Below are 19,564 nucleotides of genomic sequence, written 5' to 3'. Positions count from 1 at the left end.
GCGCACATCTTTGTGCTCAACGACTGGGCGGGGGCCGACACCGACCTCAACGATCCCAGCAGAGTCGCAGGTGTCTTTGCGACTAAAGGCATCAGTCGCAGTGCAATTCGGTGGTTGTGGATCGCCTTGCTCGCTCTCAGCCTCGCACTGTTCAGCTTGCTCGGGGAGCCACCGCTGGTGCTCGCCACCTCCATCGCCGTCCTCAGCTTTGTTTACTCTCGACCGCGGTCGCCGGGTAAGGGCGTCCCTATCCTCGGCTCGATCCTCCACCTCGGTGGGGGCATTCTCCATTTCCTGCTCGGCTTCTCGGTCTTCGGGGTCATCAACGGGCCTAGCGTGCGTCTCGCTCTCTTCTTCGGCTTGGTGTTCGCAGCCGGGCACCTCAATCAGGAAGTGCGAGATTTCGACGGCGACGTTCGCAATGGGATCAAGACCAACGCCGTACGCTTCGGGAAGACGCCGACTTTCATTGCCGGCCTCCTCCTCTTCATCCTTTCCTACGCTCAACTGGCCTTGCTCGCCGCCAGTGCCATCATCCCGGGCTGGCTCGCGAGCCTCGCCCTTCTCTGTCCCCTGCACCTCTATTGGTCGCTGAAAGCCGTTTCCGACGGCCTCAGCTTCGAGGGCATGCGCCGGCTGCAAGCGCGCTATCGCGCGATCTATGCGACTATCGGAGTGGCCATGCTGGTGGCCGTTTTGATGGCGCCCGGCTCGTCGGCCGGATCGAACCTGACCTCTCGCCGGCAGGTGAAACCACCCGCACCGGGATTCTCCGAGTGATCATCCTCGAGGACAGCACGGAGACGTCAGTTGCGAACGCTCCCCAGGCGGGGTTCCACTCGAAGTCCCGCGCAGTCACACACTTCACTGCGCCTTCGACGCCTCAAAGGCTTAATCGCCATCCCATCGCGATATCCGAGGCTAGGGCTGGGACTAGCGTCGTGAACTGCCGCGTGGGCTCGGCACCACGACGCTGAGGGATGACCGTAGGTGGTCCACGGACGATTCAGCCAAGAAGCGAACTTCCCGCAGCCGCCGCGAGCGCACTCGCTCTACTTTGGAGAAGGCGATCACGTCGGCGAACACGAAGTCCGCCGCCGCCAGCAGTCGCTTCCACTCGCGGCTCGCCCTCACGAGCCGTGTCTCCAACAAGAGTTCGTCACCCCTTAGACTCGCGACAAAGCCAGGGGCCAAGTGCAAGACGTCGGGCGAATGCGATACGAGCAAGATGATGGCTCCTGCAGGCAGCTCGAGAATCGCCTGGCGGTCCTTAGCGGAGACCTCCAAGGAAACGCTCTCGACGGGTGCGCCAGGTACCAATTTCCGGACCCTTTCAAGGTGATACGGCAGCGCGACGCCCAGGGCGCCCCCGAGCAGTTCCGGATGTTCTTCCAGCTCAGCAACAGAGCACGCACTCGCCCGAATCCTGAGGGCACCTGAGAGTTCACGGGCAAGCAACTCTCCCATTTCGGGCGCTGGATCAACGACGACGACGCGAGACGGCGGTGTACCAGCCAGCCATCGCAAGACGGCGGCGCGCACTTCGGCTCCCGAATGACGTTGGAGTGCAATGTATAGTCCTAGACGAATCATCTCGTCGAGGCTTCGAGCGTCCTGGACTTTCCGGGGGCCCGGGAGGTGGACAAAAACGCCGGACCCGCGGCGCATTTCCAATAGGCCCCGGTCTTCAAGCAGCCGGTATGCAGCAGAGACCGTGTTCGAGTGGACTTTCAGTCGCCGCGCATGGGCACGAACGCTGGGAAGGCGCTCACCCGCCTTGAGATCTCCAGCAAGGATCTTAAGCTCGATCTGCGCCGTTATTTGCTCGCTCAAGGGGACGCCAACGTTTTTCCGCAGAACGATGTCCATCGACGGGATTATGCCGTAATTTCCAGCCGCTATAGCGCCGGGCGCCCCACGAGCCCAAAACACCGCGCCGACCGAGATGTTCGCCGGTCATTGGGACGCTCCAAGGAGTGTCACACATGGGCGAACTGCGGCTCGGGTTATGGCGTATTAGTGGGCGAGTAAGCATCGATGATCGGCAGACCGATTAGGTGCTCCGTAGAGGAGGAGTGTATGTACTGGCGGGCTCGATTGTTGTTCATGGGCGTGTCTCTTGCTTTGAGCGCTTGTATCACGGGCTTCACACACCCACTTGGGGAGGCCGAGGACGGGTTCATCGAGTCGAACCTTCTAGGTACCTGGGCGTGCACCTCAGTAGATGATCCGACGTCAAGCCTGATCACACTCATGGACTTCGATGGCAGGCAGTACTACATCCGGTTTTCAGGAGGAAGCAGTGCGCCCAGCCATTATCGCGCTATTGCGACGCGAATCGACAATGTCGGCTTCTTGAGTGCCCGTGAACTCAAGTTGAATCTGGAAGACGACTGGTCATACCTCGAATACGCGCTATCGGACGCCAGCCACCTCGAGTTGCGGCTGGTCGCTGCGGAGCGATTTGAGGACGTCGTCGACGACCCGCCCAGCGTGAGGCAGCGCCTAGCGGTTCAACTCCAGGATCCGGAGGTAGTTACTGACCTCCTGTCGTGCGCTCGGCAAGACGGTAAAGACTCGAACGGTCGGTGAGGGCGTAGGCCCTATCGCAACGAGGCTCACAGGCGACGGTTAGAATGGACGCGGCCTTCGAGCCCCAGCTCGGATCTCTGCAGACAAGCGAGGGGAACTGGTCCGTCAGATCTGACTGGAGTCTCCAACTCACCCCTAGCCCCGGGTCTCAGAAAAAGCCAACGTCGTCGAGCCAGATCGTGCCCGTGGTGCCCACCTTCACAGCTCCCTTGTCCAAGACAAAGACGATTGCGCGAACTTTGTCGAGGTCGAGTCGTCCGTCGCTATGCTTGTCGATCGAGCGGAAACGCCCAAATGGGACGGCCACGTGACGCCACTCAGGCGATGTCCGTACCGATGCGAACCACCATTCCGTCCCATCATCCGTCGACGCTGGGTTTTCGTCGCGAACCTGGACCCATAGACGGTAGACGCCATCGGCGCGGATCCAGAACGTTATGCCGCTCTTCCCCGATAGGTCTCGCCTCCCCCTGTTTACGATCGCGCAGAAAGTGTGTGGGTGCCCCGGCTGTGGTACCCCCAGATGAAATTCCATGCGCGCAGCGCCGCCGCCACCCACCCCCCCATGTGAATCCAGAATCGGCAGACTCAAGCGCGACAAAGAATCAGAGGCGCCTTCAAAGACGGTTTGGCCCTCGAAGGAGTCGAGGACGGTCACCTTCGGCGGGGGGCCGGGGCTAGGTGGCCAGGCCGCCCGGCGTTGTCGCGATGCTTTCTGGACCTCGTCAAACACGTAGATTGGGTTGGACAAGATCCAGGGAATGGGCCAGCCCGGCACTCGACACTCCACGCGGTAGACACCGGGAAGAGCAGACGGGAGGAAGACGTGCCCCTCGGCCTCGATAGCGGTCGTGCCGTCCCTCAGAAGGCGTACGCGCGTCCCCTTTGGTAGCGCCCCCCCCGCCTCCAGCGCTGGGCGAGCACCGGCCGGGGCGGTATCGCCCATTTCCCAGCGCTCTCCTCCACTCACGCCCACGAAGTAGAAATTGTCAGCAGGAGCCAAGGCATCAAGCCCGATGTAAGACCGCCCTTGCGCGAGGGCTCGAATGATGGTGCGGGCATCCCGCCGCTGATCACCCGTCAAGGAGGAATCAAGCAATACATGGTTCTTAGCCACGCTGAGGCTGGACTCGTACGATGGGAAGCGGAGAACGTTGCCTCTTCCCATCACGATACGGCTGTGAGCGTCCGCTCCAGCGATTCCCGGAACATCACGCTGCTCCAGCAGTGAGTCCCAACGGCGCAGCGTCGCGTCTGGCGCCGCGAGGCCCGCGAGAAGCGCGTAGCGGGAGTTCAGACCGTAGAGAGCGGCCGTCTGGAAGAGAGTCCACGGGCTCGCTTCACGCCATTGGCTGTCGCCATTCAAGAGTTCAAGGCCCCAAGGGCCGGGCAGGTCCCATCCCGTCCATTGGAAAGACCTCCTGGGGCTCAAGGGATGAGCGGCAAACGAGACTCCACCTAGGTCACGAATGTCCTCGAGGCTGTCAAGCGCGTCCCCGGAGAATCGGAACGCGGGGTCTGGAATTCCCAGACCGAGCAGGTGCCCGGCGGTCGTGGAAACCTCCGTGCCTACGATAACGAGCAGGCCGTCGCGGTACCCCTCGAGGGGCTTTGCGTCCAGGTTATCGTGATCCGTGAGGACCACGAATGAGAGCCGGGCCGCGCGGGCAGCCTCAATGACCTCTTGAGGGGTGCCTCCGCCGTCGGAAAGGGTCGTGTGGACATGGACAGCGCCGGCGATCGTCAGCAGATGGCCCGCGGGAAACTCTCCAGAAAGAGAGAGGGGGCGCCAGAGGAAGGCCTGGAAGAACAACAGAGCACCCGTGGCAACGATCGCAGCCACGATCCATCGCCGCCAGTGAGGAACGCGCCCAGCGTGAGGAGCGCTGCCTGAGTCTTGAATACTAACGGTCGGTCCTCTTCCCGGGGGGAGGTCGCTTCTTAGCAACGACAGAGGAGCAGAGGATACCAGCTGTCAAGCAACAGGCAAAACATCGGTCAACAGGGATGTTTGAGGAATCTCCGCAACTCGCGAAGATGATGCCCTAGCATCGCTTCTCGTCTCCTCATTCTGGTCGCCGAATAGGACGAAGACTCGAGTGTTGGCGGTTCCATTCTGTCCCGAGCCGTCACGCACTCAGTAACTTAGCGCGATGATCACAGCCGGAAACGCCCCAACTCTGTTCCGGCTTCCGCGTCAGACGGTGGCCCATATCCCGCAGCGTTAGCGGCACGACCTAACGCGGCGAGCGCAGCACAGTTAGTAGACGGCTGCCGGCATTCCACGAACCGAGAACCTAGCCCAAGAGGCACGGCCGGACCCCCTCAGACCTGGCGCCCTGCTTGCGTCGCCCGACTCAGTGGTCGTGCTCTCCTTCGTCGTGACCGCTCCGCACGGCCTGCGTCGCGGCATCGGCGTTGACCAGCCCGTGGCCCGTGAAGCGGTTGAGCCGCTCCTTTTCCCCGGCCGAGACGGTCGAGGTGTGCTTCGAGCCGTCATCCAACGTCACCGTCACTGTCATGCCGCGGAAGCGGTCTGGATCCTCCTCGGTGGACCCTTCGATGGGAGCGAAGACCGACATGCCGTACCGGATGGATGCACCCGCTCCAAACTTGCCCGGGGCGAAGTTGAGCGTGAAGGTCGTCGCGGTCCGGGAGAACGAAACGTCGCCCGGCGATATTCCGTTCGCCTCGCCGATATTGAACCGATTCGGGTTGGCGCTCCAACTGAGCCCGATGCCCGAGGTGTCGAACGACACCGACTGCACGGTATGCGAGGTGTCCGACCCCACGGCTAGCCCGAAATACCGGCTCCAGCGAGTCCAGTCATGCGTCGCCGTGAAGACCACCGGGCCGGCGTGCGCCACGCTCCGCGAGCGATCGTTGGGCGTCGGAAGCGGCGTCGCGGTGCGCTGTAGCGTCTCGTAGACACGGTGCGGACTCAGGCTGCCCGGGCCACCTCCGGCCTGGAGCACCAGTGCGGCTACCGCGGCCGCATCGGGCGCGGCGGCGCTGGTACCGAAGAAGTTGGGGAACCCGTTGCCGTCGGAGTCGAATCCGAAGAACGTCGTGTCGACGCCATCCGCGGCGGTGATCTGTGGCGTACGGCGAATCTCTGGCTCCTCGAGGCGGTTGCCCTGCGCATCGAGATAGATCGTCGTCGGCCCGGGAGAACTAAAGTCCTCGGGGAACTGCGGAATGGCGTAATACATGGCCGCCACCGCCTGCCCACCGTTCGCGGTCGCATGGCCGAAGTTGGAGGGAGCGGACTGCCGTTGGCTCACCGCCAGGCCGTTCGCCACGATGTATTTGACGTGCGTGGCCGGGCCCCCGTTCACGTTGCCGATGACGAGCTGGTAGTCGCTCACGGCGGCGCCACCATGGATCTCGCCTGGGAAAGGCGCGAGAACGATGAACTCAAAGGGCGCGTCGGTCTTCGTGTTGTCGTCGGTGGTGTAGAACCCGGGAAACGCAGGACTTGCGGGGTCCATCCAGTTCCCGTTCATGTCAAAGACGTAGATGTTGAAGTCGGTCTTCACCTTCCCTAGAAAAAACGGCTCATCCCACTGGAAGCTGAGCTGGTTGACCCCGTCCGTGCTGATCCGCTGAGTGATGCGGGCGGGCCTTTCATCGCCGTCATCGCCGCCACGCGCGAAGTTGTGGATGGTCTGTGGACGGATGTTGGCTGGTATCTGGTCGAGCTTCACGTTCTCCGTGCCCGCTGCAACCACGGCTTTCGCTCGCGCGAAGGAAAGCGGCCTGTACACCGCTTCGAAGGCCTCGAGTCCGTTGTTGCCGCCCGAGGAGTAGTAGGCAGCGCCGTCCGCACTGACCGTATCTACTGCCTGCGCGATAATTCCATCGGAATACATTGGCTCGTCGAGGTAGAAGACATCATCCACGATGACGTCGGCGTGGAACTGCTTTCGCAGCGCGATGATGTTGTTGGCGAATGACACTTCGCCGTTGAATGCGGAGGCGAATCCGAGTTGGGCTCCGGGCGCGATGTCATGCACGAGTTGGAGCATGGCGCGTCCTTCGTCGGCTCCGGGGCCGTTCGCTGGATCTATCTCCTGGAGCACGGTGACGGTCGGGGGCAGATCGCCACTCGCCTCGTCGTCCGCCGCGTGCGTTGTGCAATCCGCACACGCGTCGAAGCTGTCGGATAGCGCCCCGAGGCGGATACCGGTCCCATCGAAGCCGCGCGCCTGAGCCTTGTCGGCCTTCTCGACCGCCACGGCCTGACTCGTTACCAGCCCGACGTTTCGGTGGGGACGCTGCACCGCGTGGGCGGAGAGGATCCCCTCCACGCCGGCCGCCGCGCGCGCCGACGCGAGTGGTAGGTAACCCTCGATCAGTCGAGGGTTGATCACGCTCTGCGCGACGAGGCGGAAGCCGAAACTCGATAGCTTCGGCAGGACATGATCGAGCTTGACGCCCTCCGCGAGGTGCAACTTGACCAGCGGGTCGCCGGCCGGGGACTTCAGGTGGTGCTCGAGGACAATGCTCAAGCGCGGGTCAAAGTTCTCCCAGGCCGAGACGAGTTGCTGGAGTCCGCTACCGAGCACAGCAGGTGCGGCCGAGGCCAGACCAGGGGCAAAGAGCAGGAGGCCGGCCAGCAAGGAAGCTGGCCTACGAGCGAGTCTCGCCATGTGTGGCTCCTTTAGGGATGGTGCTGATTTCAAGCGACGCTACTCCCCGTGCCGGCAGCTGTCAACATAGAATCAGATCCAACAGATTGTAAGGGCCCGCGTGGAAGTAGCACGGCGACCCTCCGAGCAAGGCCTTGATCCGCTGCCTCGAACAGTCAGCAGCCTCGGCCTCTGGCCAGGCCCCCTTAGCCACTCGAATACTGTCTGGAAATCGAAGGGCTGTTACCAGCATCGAACGCGCTCGCCCGAACGCGAAGCCCCGTGGACGCCGTTCGGCCACCGCTCGTGCGCGGGTCGGTCCGCTCGGCAAGCCCTTGCTCTCTTTGACTCTAGATGGTCCTCCGGACCCTGCTCCCGTGCACATGCCCCAACCCATCGGCCCTGGCCCGGCTCTTGCCCCCCAGGGAACCCATGGACGAACACCGCTCGTCGGTCCGCTGGGGACGCCCGTCAGTCGCAAGTACCGTCGCGCTCTGCTCCCTCCTTCAGCTCTGCGCGTGCCAGGAGAGCCTCCGCCCACAGGCCACGACGCCCCGCTCCGAGGTCCTCGTGGGCGCTCACTACTACCTCTGGTTTCCCGCGCGCTTCGACGGCGGGAACTACCTCCGGGCGCGGCTCCGCCCCGGCCAGAAGCCGCAGTTGGGCGAGTACTCCTCGTCGTCTTCCACGGTCGTCGAGCAGCACATCGCGTGGGCCGCGGCATCCGGCGTCGACTTCTTCACCCTCGACTGGTGGCCAAGCGCCCCCGAGCGCAATGCCCTCATCGACGAGGCCGTCCTCTCCGCGCGCAACATCGGCGACCTCCATTTCTGCATCTTCTACGAGCTCTGGGATCTCGGCTACAACCCGTCGTCCGGCCTGACCGTCTTTGACGGCGGCACCGTCGAGCGCTTCCTCGCCGACATGGACGAGATTGCCTCCCGGTACTTCGCCCATCCGAGGTACCTGCGCGTCGCAGGCCGGCCGGTGATCATCCTCTACGTGACCCGAACCGCGACCGGACGGTTTCTGGAGGCTATGTCACGCTTCCGAGCGCGCATGGCCCAACTCGGGATTGACCCCTTCGTTATCGGCGACGAGATATTCTGGAGCGTGGCGAGGGTCGACGGCACCGGGGCCACCGACGAGCCCCAGCGCCCTCGCATCGCGGCCCTGGACGCCATCACCACCTATAACCTCTACGACTCGTCGCGGACCGCGGATGCCGGCTACGGGGCCTCGAGCCGGCTTCTCATCGACGCCCTCGCGCTCTACGGGCGCTACCGCCAAGCGGTTCCGGAGAAGCCGATCATCCCCCTTGCGCTTCCCGGCTACAACGACCGCGGCCTGCGCCTCGAGGCCGACCATTATGCAGTCCCGCGCGAATGGGCCCCCGGTGCCGGCGAAGGAACATTCTTCGCCGAATGGCTCGATCGGTTTGCGCTCCCCCTCATCGATCCCCGCCTCCCCATGATGCTGGTCACGTCGTGGAATGAATGGAGCGAGGACACCGCGATCGAGCCCGTGGCCTTGGCGCCCGCCACCGCCGTGGATCAGAGTCGCTCGGGAGCCATCTACACGCAGGGATATCGCTACGAAGGGTATGGGAGCCGTTACTTGGATATCCTGCGCGAGAAGACCGGCCGCTAGGGCGTGGTGGGATGGCCGCTTTCCCGGGGATCGCAGGCGAGGCTGGCGGATGCCAGGGACAATGCTCCAGCGCACGTCTGACCCCCGACCCGGGGCGCGAAACGGGTCCGGCTATCGAGGAGGCATCAAGCTCAGGAGCCCATGTGCACGAGTCGCGCTGCGCGCGCCGAAACCAGGCTTTCTGGAAATCCCATCCTTATTTCTCGGCGGCAGCCGCCTTCCCGCCTGCACTCTTGAGGTGCCGATCCAGGAACGTGAGGATGGCACGATAGCCCTCGATCTGGTTCTTCTTCTTCGTGAAACCGTGCCCTTCGTCAGGGAAGACCACATATTCGACGGGCACGCCGTTCTTCTTGACCGCGGCCACGATGTCGTCCGATTCCGGCTTGATCACGCGGGGGTCATTCGCGCCTTGCAGAACGATCAGGGGCTTCTTGATCTTATCGGCGTGGAAGAGGGGTGAAATCTCGAGCAGCATGTCCCTCTGTTTGACGGGATCGCCAATCTCTTTGTAAAGCGCGACACGCTGCGCCTCCCACCAGGACGGGATGCTCTCGAGCGTCCTCACCCAGTTCGAGATCCCGAAGAGATCCACACCCACATCGAAGACATCGGGCTGAAGGGACAGCCCAGCCAGAACCATATAGCCACCGTAGCTGCCCCCGATGATGCCGATCCGGCCCTTGTCCACATAGGGCTGGGCGGCCAGATATTTCTTGGCTTCGACGCAGTCCCAGAGGGGCTCGTGCCCGTGCTTCTGGTCGTCCGCGGTGAAGAAGCTTTGCCCATAGCCGGAGCTGCCCCGGTTGTTGATGCCCAGTACGACGTAGCCATGGTTCACCAGATACTGGATGAGAGCGCTATAGCCCTTCCGGGTCTGGCCCCCCGGCCCCCCGTGGACCCAGATGAGGGCGGGGGCCTTTGCCTCCGGCGTCGCTTGTTGGGGCTTCCAGAGTACGTTCGGAATTTGCATACCGTCGAACGACTTGAAGCGGACGACGTCCGACTCTACGAGGTCCTCCGGATCGATCTCCTTGGTGAGGGAGTCCGTGAGCCGATGCGGGCTCGCCTCGCCGAAGGCATACACGTAGAGGTTGCTCGGCGAGCGGTCGCCGTTCACGTAGAAGGCCATCCTTGCCTCGCTACGCGAAATCACGATTGACGTCAGGTCAGCGGCGGGAAGCTTCGGCATCGCTACTTCAGAGCCGGTCTTGGTTTCCCGGACCTTGATCACCGTGCGGCCATCCTCGTTGATCGCCGTGACGCGGTACTTTCCGTCGTGCGAGAAGGACGTGCTCACGATGTCCCAATCTGCCCGCTCGACTTCTTCGTGCTGGGCCGTGACCAAAGCGTAGCGACGGATACGCGCAAACTCACCCCCGTCGTTCGTCGAGTAGTAGAGAGCTTGAGACGCTGGATCGAAAGCCTCCGGCGTGTAACTCGCTTCGCCTTGGTGGGGGGTAATGTGCAGGATCTCCTTGCTCTTCGCGTTCCACAGGTAGATGTCACTGTCCGCGGTGGTTATGACCTTGGTGAGAGCGAGCCACTTGCCATCGTTGGAGACGGGTCCAGGAAAGAACCCCGCCTCATTCTGGTAGAGAAGCTCGCGGGCGTAGGATGCTGCATCGTAGCGGTAGATGTCGAAGAATCGGGGATCCCGCTCGTTCGTGGCTACGTAGAAAGCGTCGCCTTCACGGGTCCATCCCGCGAACTGCGCCTTTAGCTTTCCCCCGGGCGTCAGGTCCCTCTCCTTGCCGTTCACCTCCAGCACGTAGAGATGATTCAATTCGTTGCCACCCTGGTCGCGCGTGAAAAGGATCCGCTCGTCTTTAGGAAAGTAGGAGACGGCCAGGGTTGTGTCGGTCGTCGAGGTGGTGACCGGTTTTGCTTCTCCACCCTTCAACGGAACGACGAAAGCGTTAAAGATGCCAGTCCCATTTGAAGAGAAAAGGAGCTTCGTCTCATCAGGAGAGAACGACGCCCCGCTCACCGCGGTCGTGGCCATGAACTGCTCGATTGTGTAGAGCTTTGACGGCCTGGGCGCAGCGGCGGCAGTACCGCCGGCAACGGCCGCGGCAAGGAAAAGGGCCGCCTGGGGGAGGCGGGGACGGAACAGAGTGGCGCTCATCGCGGCCTCCTAGGGCGTGCGAACAGAAGAGTTGATAAGGGCAACCCCACCCCTTCCGCCGGGGTTGGGTGAACGATGGAAATCATAGCAAAGCGCTTTCTAAAGTCGACGCCTTACCACGATGCCTAATCCATATCGATGAATGGCACCCTCGACAACTAGTTGACGGACATACGGCTGGAAATCCCTGCTTGTCCATCTGCGCGGCCTTAAGGACGCTCGAGAGCGGGCGGCCGAGGTGCTCTGCCGCAGAACCGTGGACGCGATCACGGAGCTTGCAGGTCGCAAGCTCCTCTGAGTCAGCGGGATGGCTAGAAGCTGGCTCCCTAGCGACCTCCACTTATGTAGCGGCGGGGAACAACGCGCCTCCGCCTCGATGATCGGTCACCTCCAAATCTCACGGCCCAGATCTGTGAGTAGTCGAAGCTTGCGCCTCTCGTCGTCGACGGAGAGGCGGTTGCCGACGATCGAGGAGGCAAACCCACACTGCGGGCTCAAAGCCAAACGCTCGAGGGAAACATATCGGCTTGCCTCCTGGATCCGGCCCTTAAGCGCCTCACGGCTTTCCAGGCGCGGCGTCTTCGTGGTGACGAGCCCGAGGACCACCACCTTGTCTTCGGGCACGTGGCGGAGGGGCTCAAAGGAGCCGGAGCGGGCATCGTCGTACTCGAGAAGCAGCCTGTGGGCACGGGTCTTGGGAAATAGCGTGGCCGCCACCGGCTCATAACCGCCTTCGGCGAGCCAGCGGCTCCCCTGGTTGCCGCGGCAGACGTGAAGGCCGAAGGTGGTGTCCGATGGGGCGGCGGCGATCACCGCGTTGTCCGCCTCGATTGCCTTCTCCAGCCACAACGCCATCCCTCCCGCCTGTTTCTCGTAGAAGGCCCGAGTCCGGGGATCGATGAGCAGACCGTAGTGCGGGGCATCGATCTGGATGTATTTCGCCCCCAGGCGGGTCAGCTCCTCCACTTCCTCGCAAAGGATCCGGACCACGTCCGCGAGGAAGGATTCGAGCGTTGGATACGCCTGGGGAGAGCTCTTGGCTGACCAGAAGTTCACCCACAGGCTCGGGCTTGGGAGCGTGACTTTCGCGGTGAGCCGGGTCCGGGCCCGCAGGTACGTGAACTCCTCCGCGGCAAGATGCCTCTTGCGCTGGAGTTTCGACACCACCCCCAGGTTCAAGGGCCGGGGCTGACTCCGATCCCCCGCTTCCCGTCCTCCACGCCAGCTTCCCCAGAGAAATGCATCGAGGGTATGCTCCCCGAACCCTTCTACGGCCGCTGTCATCTGGCTCTGAAAGGACTGTCGGCGCATCTCGCCGTCGGTGACGATTCCAAGGCCGGCCTGCTCCTGGAGGGCGACCGCCTCGTCCACCGCCCGGTCCTCGATCGCTTTGAAAGCGCCCGGGGTGAGCGCCCCGCCCGCCAATTGCTCCTGAGCGGCAAGCAACTCCGGCGGACGAAGCAGGCTACCGACGACATCGGTGTGTGCGCTTAGCATGGCGGGCGTGGGAGAGGGCTCCGCGCCATTGCTTCAACCGACACGAGGGAAGGCGGTTCGTGGACGCTGATCCAGCTCGCGCCTTCGACCCCTGATGCTATCCGAACGCGGCACTGGCTTGCCCGGCAGGCCATCGTTGCCCTGAACGGCCCCTTGTTGGTGTTTCCCCATCCCACCGTTGATTCTCCTCCCTCACGGTTCAGACGGTTCCTTGGGGGTGGGCGAGGCGTTAGATTTCTTGCCTTTCGGCGATTCCAACTCCGGCAGGTTGCCCTCCGCATACTCGGGTCGCGTTTCCGCAGCCCTGCCTTCAACGATGACGTCAAGGGCTCTCTGTTTGTCCTGGTTCTGCCACTCATAGATAGCTCCCACAACCCCGGCTCTTGCCGCCCCACCATGGCGACGGGCCCGGCGCTTGAGAGCAACGATCAGGGAAAGGATGAGGAAGCCCCCCAGCCAGGTGACGATCGCTGCCGCCAACTCTCTCGTCATGGAGTTCAACCGGACTGCCGTCCGTCACCGAGACAACGATACCGGGGGCCCCCTTCGAGGGTACCGCCGAGGCTCAGCGTCTCCGGCGCCTAAGCTGCCCACCAAGAGGCCAACAGCCCCTTCATGAGCACTGCCCCGCGGCGCGGAGGCCGCGGAATTCACTTAACCCTCACTCCATTCTTGACCACGACATCCACTCTCTGCAGAAGGTCGACGTGCGTGAGCACGTCTCCTCGTACCGCAATCACGTCGGCAAACCGGCCAGCGGCCAGTGTGCCCAGTTCCTTCTCCTTCTTCAGGAACCGCGCCGGCCAGCGCGTCGCGCCCGCGATGGCCTGCATGGGCGTCATCCCCAGCTGGACCCAGGTATACAGCTCACGCCAGGTAGAGTCGGTGTGGAAGTTCGCGGGTATGCCGCTGTCGGTCCCCACGAGGAGGGTGACCCCGGCCTCCCGGAGTTGGCGGAACTTGTTGGCGAGGGTGGGCAGGCGGCGAAAGGTCAGGGTGAAGTAGTCGAGGGAGGTCGGATTTTGCAGTGAGCGGCGAATGTCCGCCGCGATCTCTTTCGGTAGATCCCTCTGCCACGCCGGGTCGTCGAGCCGCTCGGGGAAGGTCCGCGCCGTGTAGTCGGCGAGGAACAGGCCCTCGATCGTCGGGCACCAGTAGAGGGTGTTGTTGCGCTTCCGGATTGCGGCGAGGATGTCCTCGGGGTATCCAGGCTCCGTGGCCAGACCGGTGTGCTCGAAGCAGTCGACGCCGTGGCGGAGCCCCATGCGGATCTCCTCTTCGCGGTGGGCGTGAGCCACGACCGGCTTGCCTCCCTTGTGCGCCGTCTCCACGACGGCCGCCACCTCGTCGTCCGTGAGCTGGTCCTGGTCAATGAGCTTGATGACGTCCACCCCGGCGTCCACGAGCTTCTGAACCTTGGCCCGGGCATCGTCGGCACCGTTCACTCCCCAGCGGAAGGTTTTCTCGTACTCGGCATACGGCGCCCGCTGGATGAATGGACCGGCCACGTAGAGGCGTGGGCCGGGGATATCGCCCTTCTCGATCCGGGCTTTCACGTCCAGGATATCTTCGAGCGGTGCTCCCAACTCCCGGGCGGTGGTCACACCACTCATAAGAAGTTGTTTGGCCGCGATGGGCATGATCAGGTCACGGAACCTTGACATGTAGGTCTTGTCCCAGTGCTCGTAGTCGGCGTGGCCCACGATCATCAGGTGGACGTGCATATCCATCAGGCCGGGTAGCACACTCATCCCGTCGGTATCGATCACGGGCGTGCCGGCTGGGACCGGCACCTCGCTCTGCGGCCCCACGGCGAGAATGTGGTCGCCCGCGATCAGTACCGTGCCTTTGTGGATGGGTGGGCCCTCGTAGCCGTCGATGACCTGCCCGCCGACTAGAGCCAGGGTGGGCTTGCGGTCGGCGCTTTCACCGGGCTTGAGGGCGAGTGTGAAGATCGCCAGGGCAATGAGGAAAGCCGCTCTGAGATTCACAGCCATGGCCACGGAGGCTAACACACACCATCTTCTTGTTCACCGCGGCGTTCACTCTCGACCGCTGCGGTCGGGACCATCTGCTGAGCACCACCTCAAGCCTCACTTGAGGAGGGTGTCGATCAGACCTCTGTCCTCGAGCCCGTCCTTGTCCACGATCCCGAAGCCACCCTTGTAGTCCCAGGTCGCCCAGCCGATGTCGTGGCCTTCCAGAACCGCTCGGAGGTCGGCGTACCATCGGAGCCGGTCCGACCGCGGGACGGAGGGCAGGCAGCCCCACTCCCCGCAGTAGAGCCGGAGGCCGCTCTTCTTAGCCAAGGCCAGAGGTCCAGCCAGTCGACGCTCCATTTCGTCCTTGTCGAAGGGCCGCGTGTCGCCGCGGAGAGCACGCGCGAGGTCGGGGGCGAGGCCGGCGAGGTTCTCTTCGTCCACGGTGCGGCCGGGGTAGCGAACGGGTCCTTTGTACTCGCCGACCTTCGTCCAGCTCGCCCCGCGGTGCGTGAGGGCCATCGGAGTGTAGAAATGGAAGCTGGGAAGGATGTTGGGGTCGCCGCTCGGGACGCGCAGGTCCGCGAACGTGTCCACGGATTGCCAGCGGTTCGAGCCGACGACGATGACGCGCGTCGGCTCAGCCTCGCGAACCTGCTTGATGACTCGCCCGACCAGACGGTTCCAGAGCTCGGGGTCGTCCGCCACGGGCTCGTTCATCGGCTCGTAGGCCACGTCGCTGACAGACCGCGTACGAAGACGCGAGGAGAGGTCCCGCCAGCAGGCGAGAAACCGCTCTTGGGCCGCTGGTTCCGTCCACAGCGGCCTCACCTTCTCGTTGAAATGGTGTGAGCGGACGATGTGGAGGTCCACGATCGCGCGGAGGCCGTTTTGGCGACACGCGTCCAAGGCGCCGTCCAGCAGAGCGAAGCTCTCGGCATCCGGCCGGCCCTGCTCGTCCCAGAGTTGCTCCTCGTCCACCGGTATCCGCAGGTGATCGAAGCCAAGCGCGGCGAGTCGCTTCACGTCGTCGCTACCGAACCACTGCCGCCGCTCCTCGCCCCGGCGCTTGCTCTGGGAAAGCCAGTGGGAGATGTTGGTGCCTCGCCGGACGGAAAACGCCGTGGGGTGGCTCTCTGCCGCGGGCAGGCTGCCGGGAACAGAGAGGGTCATCAACGCAGCCAGGACAAGGAGGGCATTCAGCTCTCGACCGCGATCGAGGAGCCATTCCAGGCGTGCTCCCTGTCTCGGGCCCCCTTGGGCCTCCACCGCCAGCAGCCCCTCGCTCACCGGCCTCTCCCTTCGACGGACCCCGTGCCTCGCGTCGCCAAAGCACGCGGCCATGCTTGGGCTACCACACTGGAAGCGGGCCGAGCCCTAGTTGCGATTGTACCCGAGGCAGCACTCTCGCCAACGGCGGCAGGGGTACGGACCGGCGCGCAGTCGCCCCCACAGCCGGAACTTGACCTCGTAAGCGAGGCCCGCCGTACCCTGTGCCCCGCCCTCACCCCCGAGGGCGGGCGAGGTGGACTCAGAGCGATAGGCGTTTCCCGTACCATGGCTGACGGCTCTATCATGGGGCCCTAGCGGCACCGCGGAGAGCGCAACCGCCCTCCCGGAGGAGGCCATTCGATGCGTTACGGTGTGTCCCGAGGTCTTCTGGTCCCATTCGCCGGCCTCGTCCTTTTCGGCGGCTGGGGAGCAAGCGCGCAGGGGATGCGTTCCGAGCTGACACACTTTCTTCAGAACCGAATCGCCTTTCAGCCTGCTCAGCTCGCGGCGGTGGAAGGCGGACACGGTGTGGTGAAGGTGCTCGACGCGCCGAACAAGCGCGAGGTTGCCCTTTTCGGGCTGGCGCGCGTAGACGCGCCCAAGACCTTTTGCGTGAAGCGGCTGGTGGATTTTCCGACGTCGCTGCGCGCTCCCGGACGCACGCGGCTCGGGATTTTCAGTGACCCGCCCGCCGCCTCCGACGTGGCGGAGTTCGCGGTAAGTCATGACGACGCCCAGGAACTCAAGCACTGCAAGCTTCGCGACTGCCAGGTGAAACTTCCGGCATCCCTGATCACGCGTGTGCGGCGCGAGATCGATCTGTCCCGGCCGGGCGCAGAAGATCAGCTCTCGAGGATGGCGCGCCAGGGCATGCTCGACTACGTCACCTCCTATCGGACCCTGGGCAACGCGGCGATGGTCGTTTATAACGACACTGGAGAGGTCTCCGCGAGCGAGGCGTTTGCCAGCCTGCTCGCGGAATCCCCTTACTTGTACGACTACGTCCCCGCCTTCCACGAGTACCTAAAGCAGTGTCCGAGTGCCAAACCACCCGGCATCACCGAGATCCTGTTCTGGTCGACCGATCAGATGCAAGGGCTGAAGCCGATCGTGAGCATCACGCACCTCGTGGTGTACACGCCGCCGGAGACCCCCGAGCTGACCGTCGTCGGCGCGAAGCAGATATACGCGGACCACTATTTCGAAGGAGGGCTCGAGGTCCTGATATTGGTGGCCGACAAGGGAGTCCACCCGGCGAAAACCTACCTGCTTCTGCTGCGTCGCTGCCTCTTCGACGACCTGCCTAGCGGGGGCCTCCTCAACATCCGCGGCAAGGTGATCGCGAAGCTCCGCGACCAGATGGCAGCCGACCTCCAGCGTCTGAAGACCGGAATGGAAGGAGACTTCGCGAGGGCCGGCAACGGAAGCTAGCTGAGAAGAACTCCTCCTCTCGGCGCGCCTTGGGACCCTGCCGCATCTGGGTCACCGCGGCGGTACAGGGTCTAGGCCGTGGCCGGACGGCGCCCGCGGCCGGTCACGGCCACCGCGAGCGTCCCCAAGACAGCCCCCCCTGCGATCGTGAACCAGATCCAGATCGTGAGCTGGGGCAGGACTCCGATGAGGAACCACTTGGCGATGGGGTTCATGTCGCGGAGATCCGGCGGGGACACGTCGTAGTGGGTTCCCCAGTTTCCAAGGATGGCGAAGAGCATGACGATCGTCACGGGAATGCGGGCCGCCAGGCCGTAGGCCAGTAGGGTCTGCCCCAGAGCCGGCCAAGCGCGGTAGGCCACGACCGCACCTATAAGGGAAAGAACGAGGAAGGTTCCGAAAGCCGCGAACCCCTGCGCGGGCAGGCCGAGCTTGACCGCCCCGAAACCCAGGGCTGGCACGAGGGCGAAGCCGACGATGGAATAGAGGATGGCCGGCCCCACCGCAGCCGGGCCCTGACCCGCGTTCGCCAGTTTCCACCCGAAGTAAGCCCCAAAGACCAGCACCAGCCAGGCGATGCCGACAATGGCTCCCCCGCCCCCCGCCTGCGTGTTGAACAGGGTCGGTGACCAGTGCATCAGTTCTCCGGCCAGGCGGAGCAAGGTAACGGCGAGCGTGATCACGGAGGGGACAAGGATCAGCTTCTTGATCTGGACTTCGTTGGCCACGGGACCTCCTTATTGCTACAAAGCCAAAGTACCCGAACGCGAGCGACGAGAAAGAGAATGGCCGGCTGACTACATGGCTCGCTCCCTCAGGGCCAAGCACACGCTAACTCCCCGCGACCTGTCAGGCAAGGAGGAAAAGCGTCGCAAGCCGAGGCCGGGAAGCTCGCGGCCGCTCCGGGCGATCCTGCCTAATCCCCTCTGGATCAGAGAGATAGGTCACGGCCCGAAGCTTAGGCCATGCTCCAACGGCACCTGGGGAAGAAGGCCCCTCGCTTTGGATTAGGATTGTAGAAGGGCGCTACCCGGGGCACGCGTGTTCGGCTGGGGCGGCTGTCCGAGGCGAGATCAGCCGAAGCGAGGCTAGCGGCTCGGAGCCGCTCCACGCAGGGACTCGACGCACCATGACCCGAGATCTTCCAAGGATCGCCTTCATCCTGGCCCTTCCGATCGCAAGCTCGTGTTCTCGGGACGTCCTCCCCCCGTCGAAAGCTCTCGATTCCAGAGACACCGTCCAACCTCTGGTCGAGGCACCATCCGATGTCCGCTTCGATGGAACTCTTCCCATCGCGTCGATTTTTCCGACTTTCGGGCGGTTTGCGCTGTCGGGAATCCAGTCTCAGAGGGGCGCCAGGATGGCCGTGGACGACCTTAACCGCCGGGGCGGGATGCGCGGTAGGCGCCTCAAGCTCCTCGAGTACCGAACGGGCAGCTATTTCCTGGATGCCCGCTTCGCGGCGGAAGACGCGGTGTCGCGTTCGGGGGCCTTGGCGATGGTCGGCTCCAATGCCAGCTCGCTGTCGAAGGCCATGGCGGAGGTGGCGGAGGCCGACCGCCTGGTTCAGGTCTCCAATGTTTCGACGGCTCAAGACCTCACCTGGGACCCCGTCACGGGGGCGAGCCATCGCTTCGTGTTCAGGGTCTGCAATTCAGATGTTGTTCTCGGTCGCTTGCTGGCCGAGTTTGTGAAGGAGCGTCTGCGCGCGACTCGGGTTGCGGTGATGTACGAGGTGGGCCGAACCTACAGCGCCAAGCTCGCCAAGAGCTTCATTGAGCACTTCCAAGACTCCAAGACCTCCAGGGTGACGGCGGAGTTCTCGTACTTGCCCCTGGAGATCGATTTTGGAAGTCAGCTGCGAGAGGTAGAGGCCTTCGGAGCCGACGCCTTGTTCGTACCGGGGTCCTTCACGGATGCGACCCTGGTGGCCATGCAGGCCCGGCGGTCAGGGATACGGGCGACCCTGTTGGGAGGCGACGCCTGGTCAAGCCAGCTCCTCTTCAAGAGGGGTGGGCCGGCGACCCCCGCGTACTACGTCAATCACTGTTTTCCACTCCCCGCCTTTCTGGAAGCCTACCGTGCCCGCTATGGCGAGGAGGCTGATGGCTGCCGAGCTCCGTTGGCCTACGACGCGGTTCAGGCCATCGCCGCCGCGCTCTCGGCGCTTGGTCCTCTCACCGATGATCAGCTTCGCTCGGGCCTTGCCGTGACGAGGGTGCGTCTCCGTGACGCCCTGTCCAGGGTGGCCTTCATCGGGAAGACGGGATCGATACGATTCGATGAACACGGGGACGTCTCCCGAGGCGTTGCGATCTCGGAAGTCGTCCCGGGAGTCCACGAGTACGAAGTTCGGCCCTACGAGTGGCTGGGGGCCCACTAAG

At 63.7% G+C, this 19,564-nt stretch carries 14 protein-coding genes; 5 read left to right on the top strand and 9 right to left on the bottom strand.

What is annotated here, in order from left to right:
• Positions 1–780 (top strand): UbiA family prenyltransferase (locus VN461_04195; GenBank protein HXB53960.1); only part of this gene is annotated, 780 nt, incomplete at its 5' end.
• 153 nt (positions 781–933) lie between these two features.
• Here VN461_04195 and VN461_04190 read toward each other — a convergent pair.
• On the bottom strand, positions 934–1,869 hold the full coding sequence (locus VN461_04190; protein ID HXB53959.1) for a GntR family transcriptional regulator: 936 nt from the start codon (positions 1,867–1,869) through the stop codon (positions 934–936).
• 210 nt (positions 1,870–2,079) lie between these two features.
• Between VN461_04190 and VN461_04185 the strand changes: the two genes are divergently transcribed.
• Positions 2,080–2,592 carry a hypothetical protein gene (locus tag VN461_04185; protein ID HXB53958.1) on the top strand — a complete coding sequence of 171 codons (513 nt, stop codon included), beginning with the start codon at positions 2,080–2,082 and terminating at the stop codon, positions 2,590–2,592.
• A gap of 148 nt (positions 2,593–2,740) precedes the next feature.
• Here VN461_04185 and VN461_04180 read toward each other — a convergent pair whose 3' ends face one another.
• Together VN461_04180 and VN461_04175 are read right to left on the bottom strand one after the other, a co-directional pair.
• Entirely contained in the window at positions 2,741–4,435 is a 1,695-nt protein-coding gene (locus VN461_04180; GenBank protein ID HXB53957.1) for a CehA/McbA family metallohydrolase, read from the bottom strand.
• 514 nt (positions 4,436–4,949) lie between these two features.
• On the bottom strand, positions 4,950–7,214 hold the full coding sequence (locus VN461_04175) for a S8 family serine peptidase (GenBank protein HXB53956.1): 2,265 nt from the start codon (positions 7,212–7,214) through the stop codon (positions 4,950–4,952).
• A gap of 441 nt (positions 7,215–7,655) precedes the next feature.
• Between VN461_04175 and VN461_04170 the strand changes: the two genes are divergently transcribed.
• Positions 7,656–8,873, top strand: coding sequence for a glycoside hydrolase family 99-like domain-containing protein (locus tag VN461_04170; protein ID HXB53955.1), 1,218 nt, complete (start codon positions 7,656–7,658; stop codon positions 8,871–8,873).
• Positions 8,874–9,069: 196 nt separating this feature from the next.
• Here VN461_04170 and VN461_04165 read toward each other — a convergent pair whose 3' ends face one another.
• The 5 genes from VN461_04165 to VN461_04145 all read right to left on the bottom strand — a co-directional run bounded on the left by VN461_04165 (position 9,070) and on the right by VN461_04145 (position 15,767).
• Complete coding sequence (locus tag VN461_04165) at positions 9,070–11,001, bottom strand: prolyl oligopeptidase family serine peptidase (GenBank protein ID HXB53954.1); 1,932 nt, start codon at positions 10,999–11,001, stop codon at positions 9,070–9,072.
• Positions 11,002–11,385: 384 nt separating this feature from the next.
• Positions 11,386–12,498, bottom strand: coding sequence for a cobalamin-independent methionine synthase II family protein (locus VN461_04160; protein HXB53953.1), 1,113 nt, complete (start codon positions 12,496–12,498; stop codon positions 11,386–11,388).
• 192 nt (positions 12,499–12,690) lie between these two features.
• Positions 12,691–12,999, bottom strand: coding sequence for a hypothetical protein (locus tag VN461_04155; protein ID HXB53952.1), 309 nt, complete (start codon positions 12,997–12,999; stop codon positions 12,691–12,693).
• A gap of 149 nt (positions 13,000–13,148) precedes the next feature.
• Positions 13,149–14,513, bottom strand: a complete 1,365-nt coding sequence (locus tag VN461_04150) for an amidohydrolase family protein (protein HXB53951.1) — start codon at positions 14,511–14,513, stop codon at positions 13,149–13,151.
• A gap of 78 nt (positions 14,514–14,591) precedes the next feature.
• Positions 14,592–15,767 carry a cellulase family glycosylhydrolase gene (locus VN461_04145; GenBank protein HXB53950.1) on the bottom strand — a complete coding sequence of 392 codons (1,176 nt, stop codon included), beginning with the start codon at positions 15,765–15,767 and terminating at the stop codon, positions 14,592–14,594.
• 342 nt (positions 15,768–16,109) lie between these two features.
• Here VN461_04145 and VN461_04140 point away from each other — a divergent pair, with 342 nt between their 5' ends.
• Positions 16,110–17,180, top strand: a complete 1,071-nt coding sequence (locus VN461_04140) for a hypothetical protein (GenBank protein ID HXB53949.1) — start codon at positions 16,110–16,112, stop codon at positions 17,178–17,180.
• 71 nt (positions 17,181–17,251) lie between these two features.
• Here VN461_04140 and VN461_04135 read toward each other — a convergent pair whose 3' ends face one another.
• Positions 17,252–17,908, bottom strand: a complete 657-nt coding sequence (locus VN461_04135) for a hypothetical protein (GenBank protein HXB53948.1) — start codon at positions 17,906–17,908, stop codon at positions 17,252–17,254.
• Between the two features lie 401 nt (positions 17,909–18,309).
• Between VN461_04135 and VN461_04130 the strand changes: the two genes are divergently transcribed.
• Positions 18,310–19,563 carry an ABC transporter substrate-binding protein gene (locus VN461_04130; protein HXB53947.1) on the top strand — a complete coding sequence of 418 codons (1,254 nt, stop codon included), beginning with the start codon at positions 18,310–18,312 and terminating at the stop codon, positions 19,561–19,563.
• The last annotated feature ends 1 nt before the right edge of the window (position 19,564 follow it).

The sequence above is a fragment of the Vicinamibacteria bacterium genome (assembly GCA_035570235.1).
Taxonomy (GTDB): domain Bacteria; phylum Acidobacteriota; class Vicinamibacteria; order Fen-336; family Fen-336; genus DATMML01.
The sequence above is the reverse complement of the archived record's forward strand: the minus strand, read 5'-3'. Positions and strand labels throughout refer to the sequence as shown.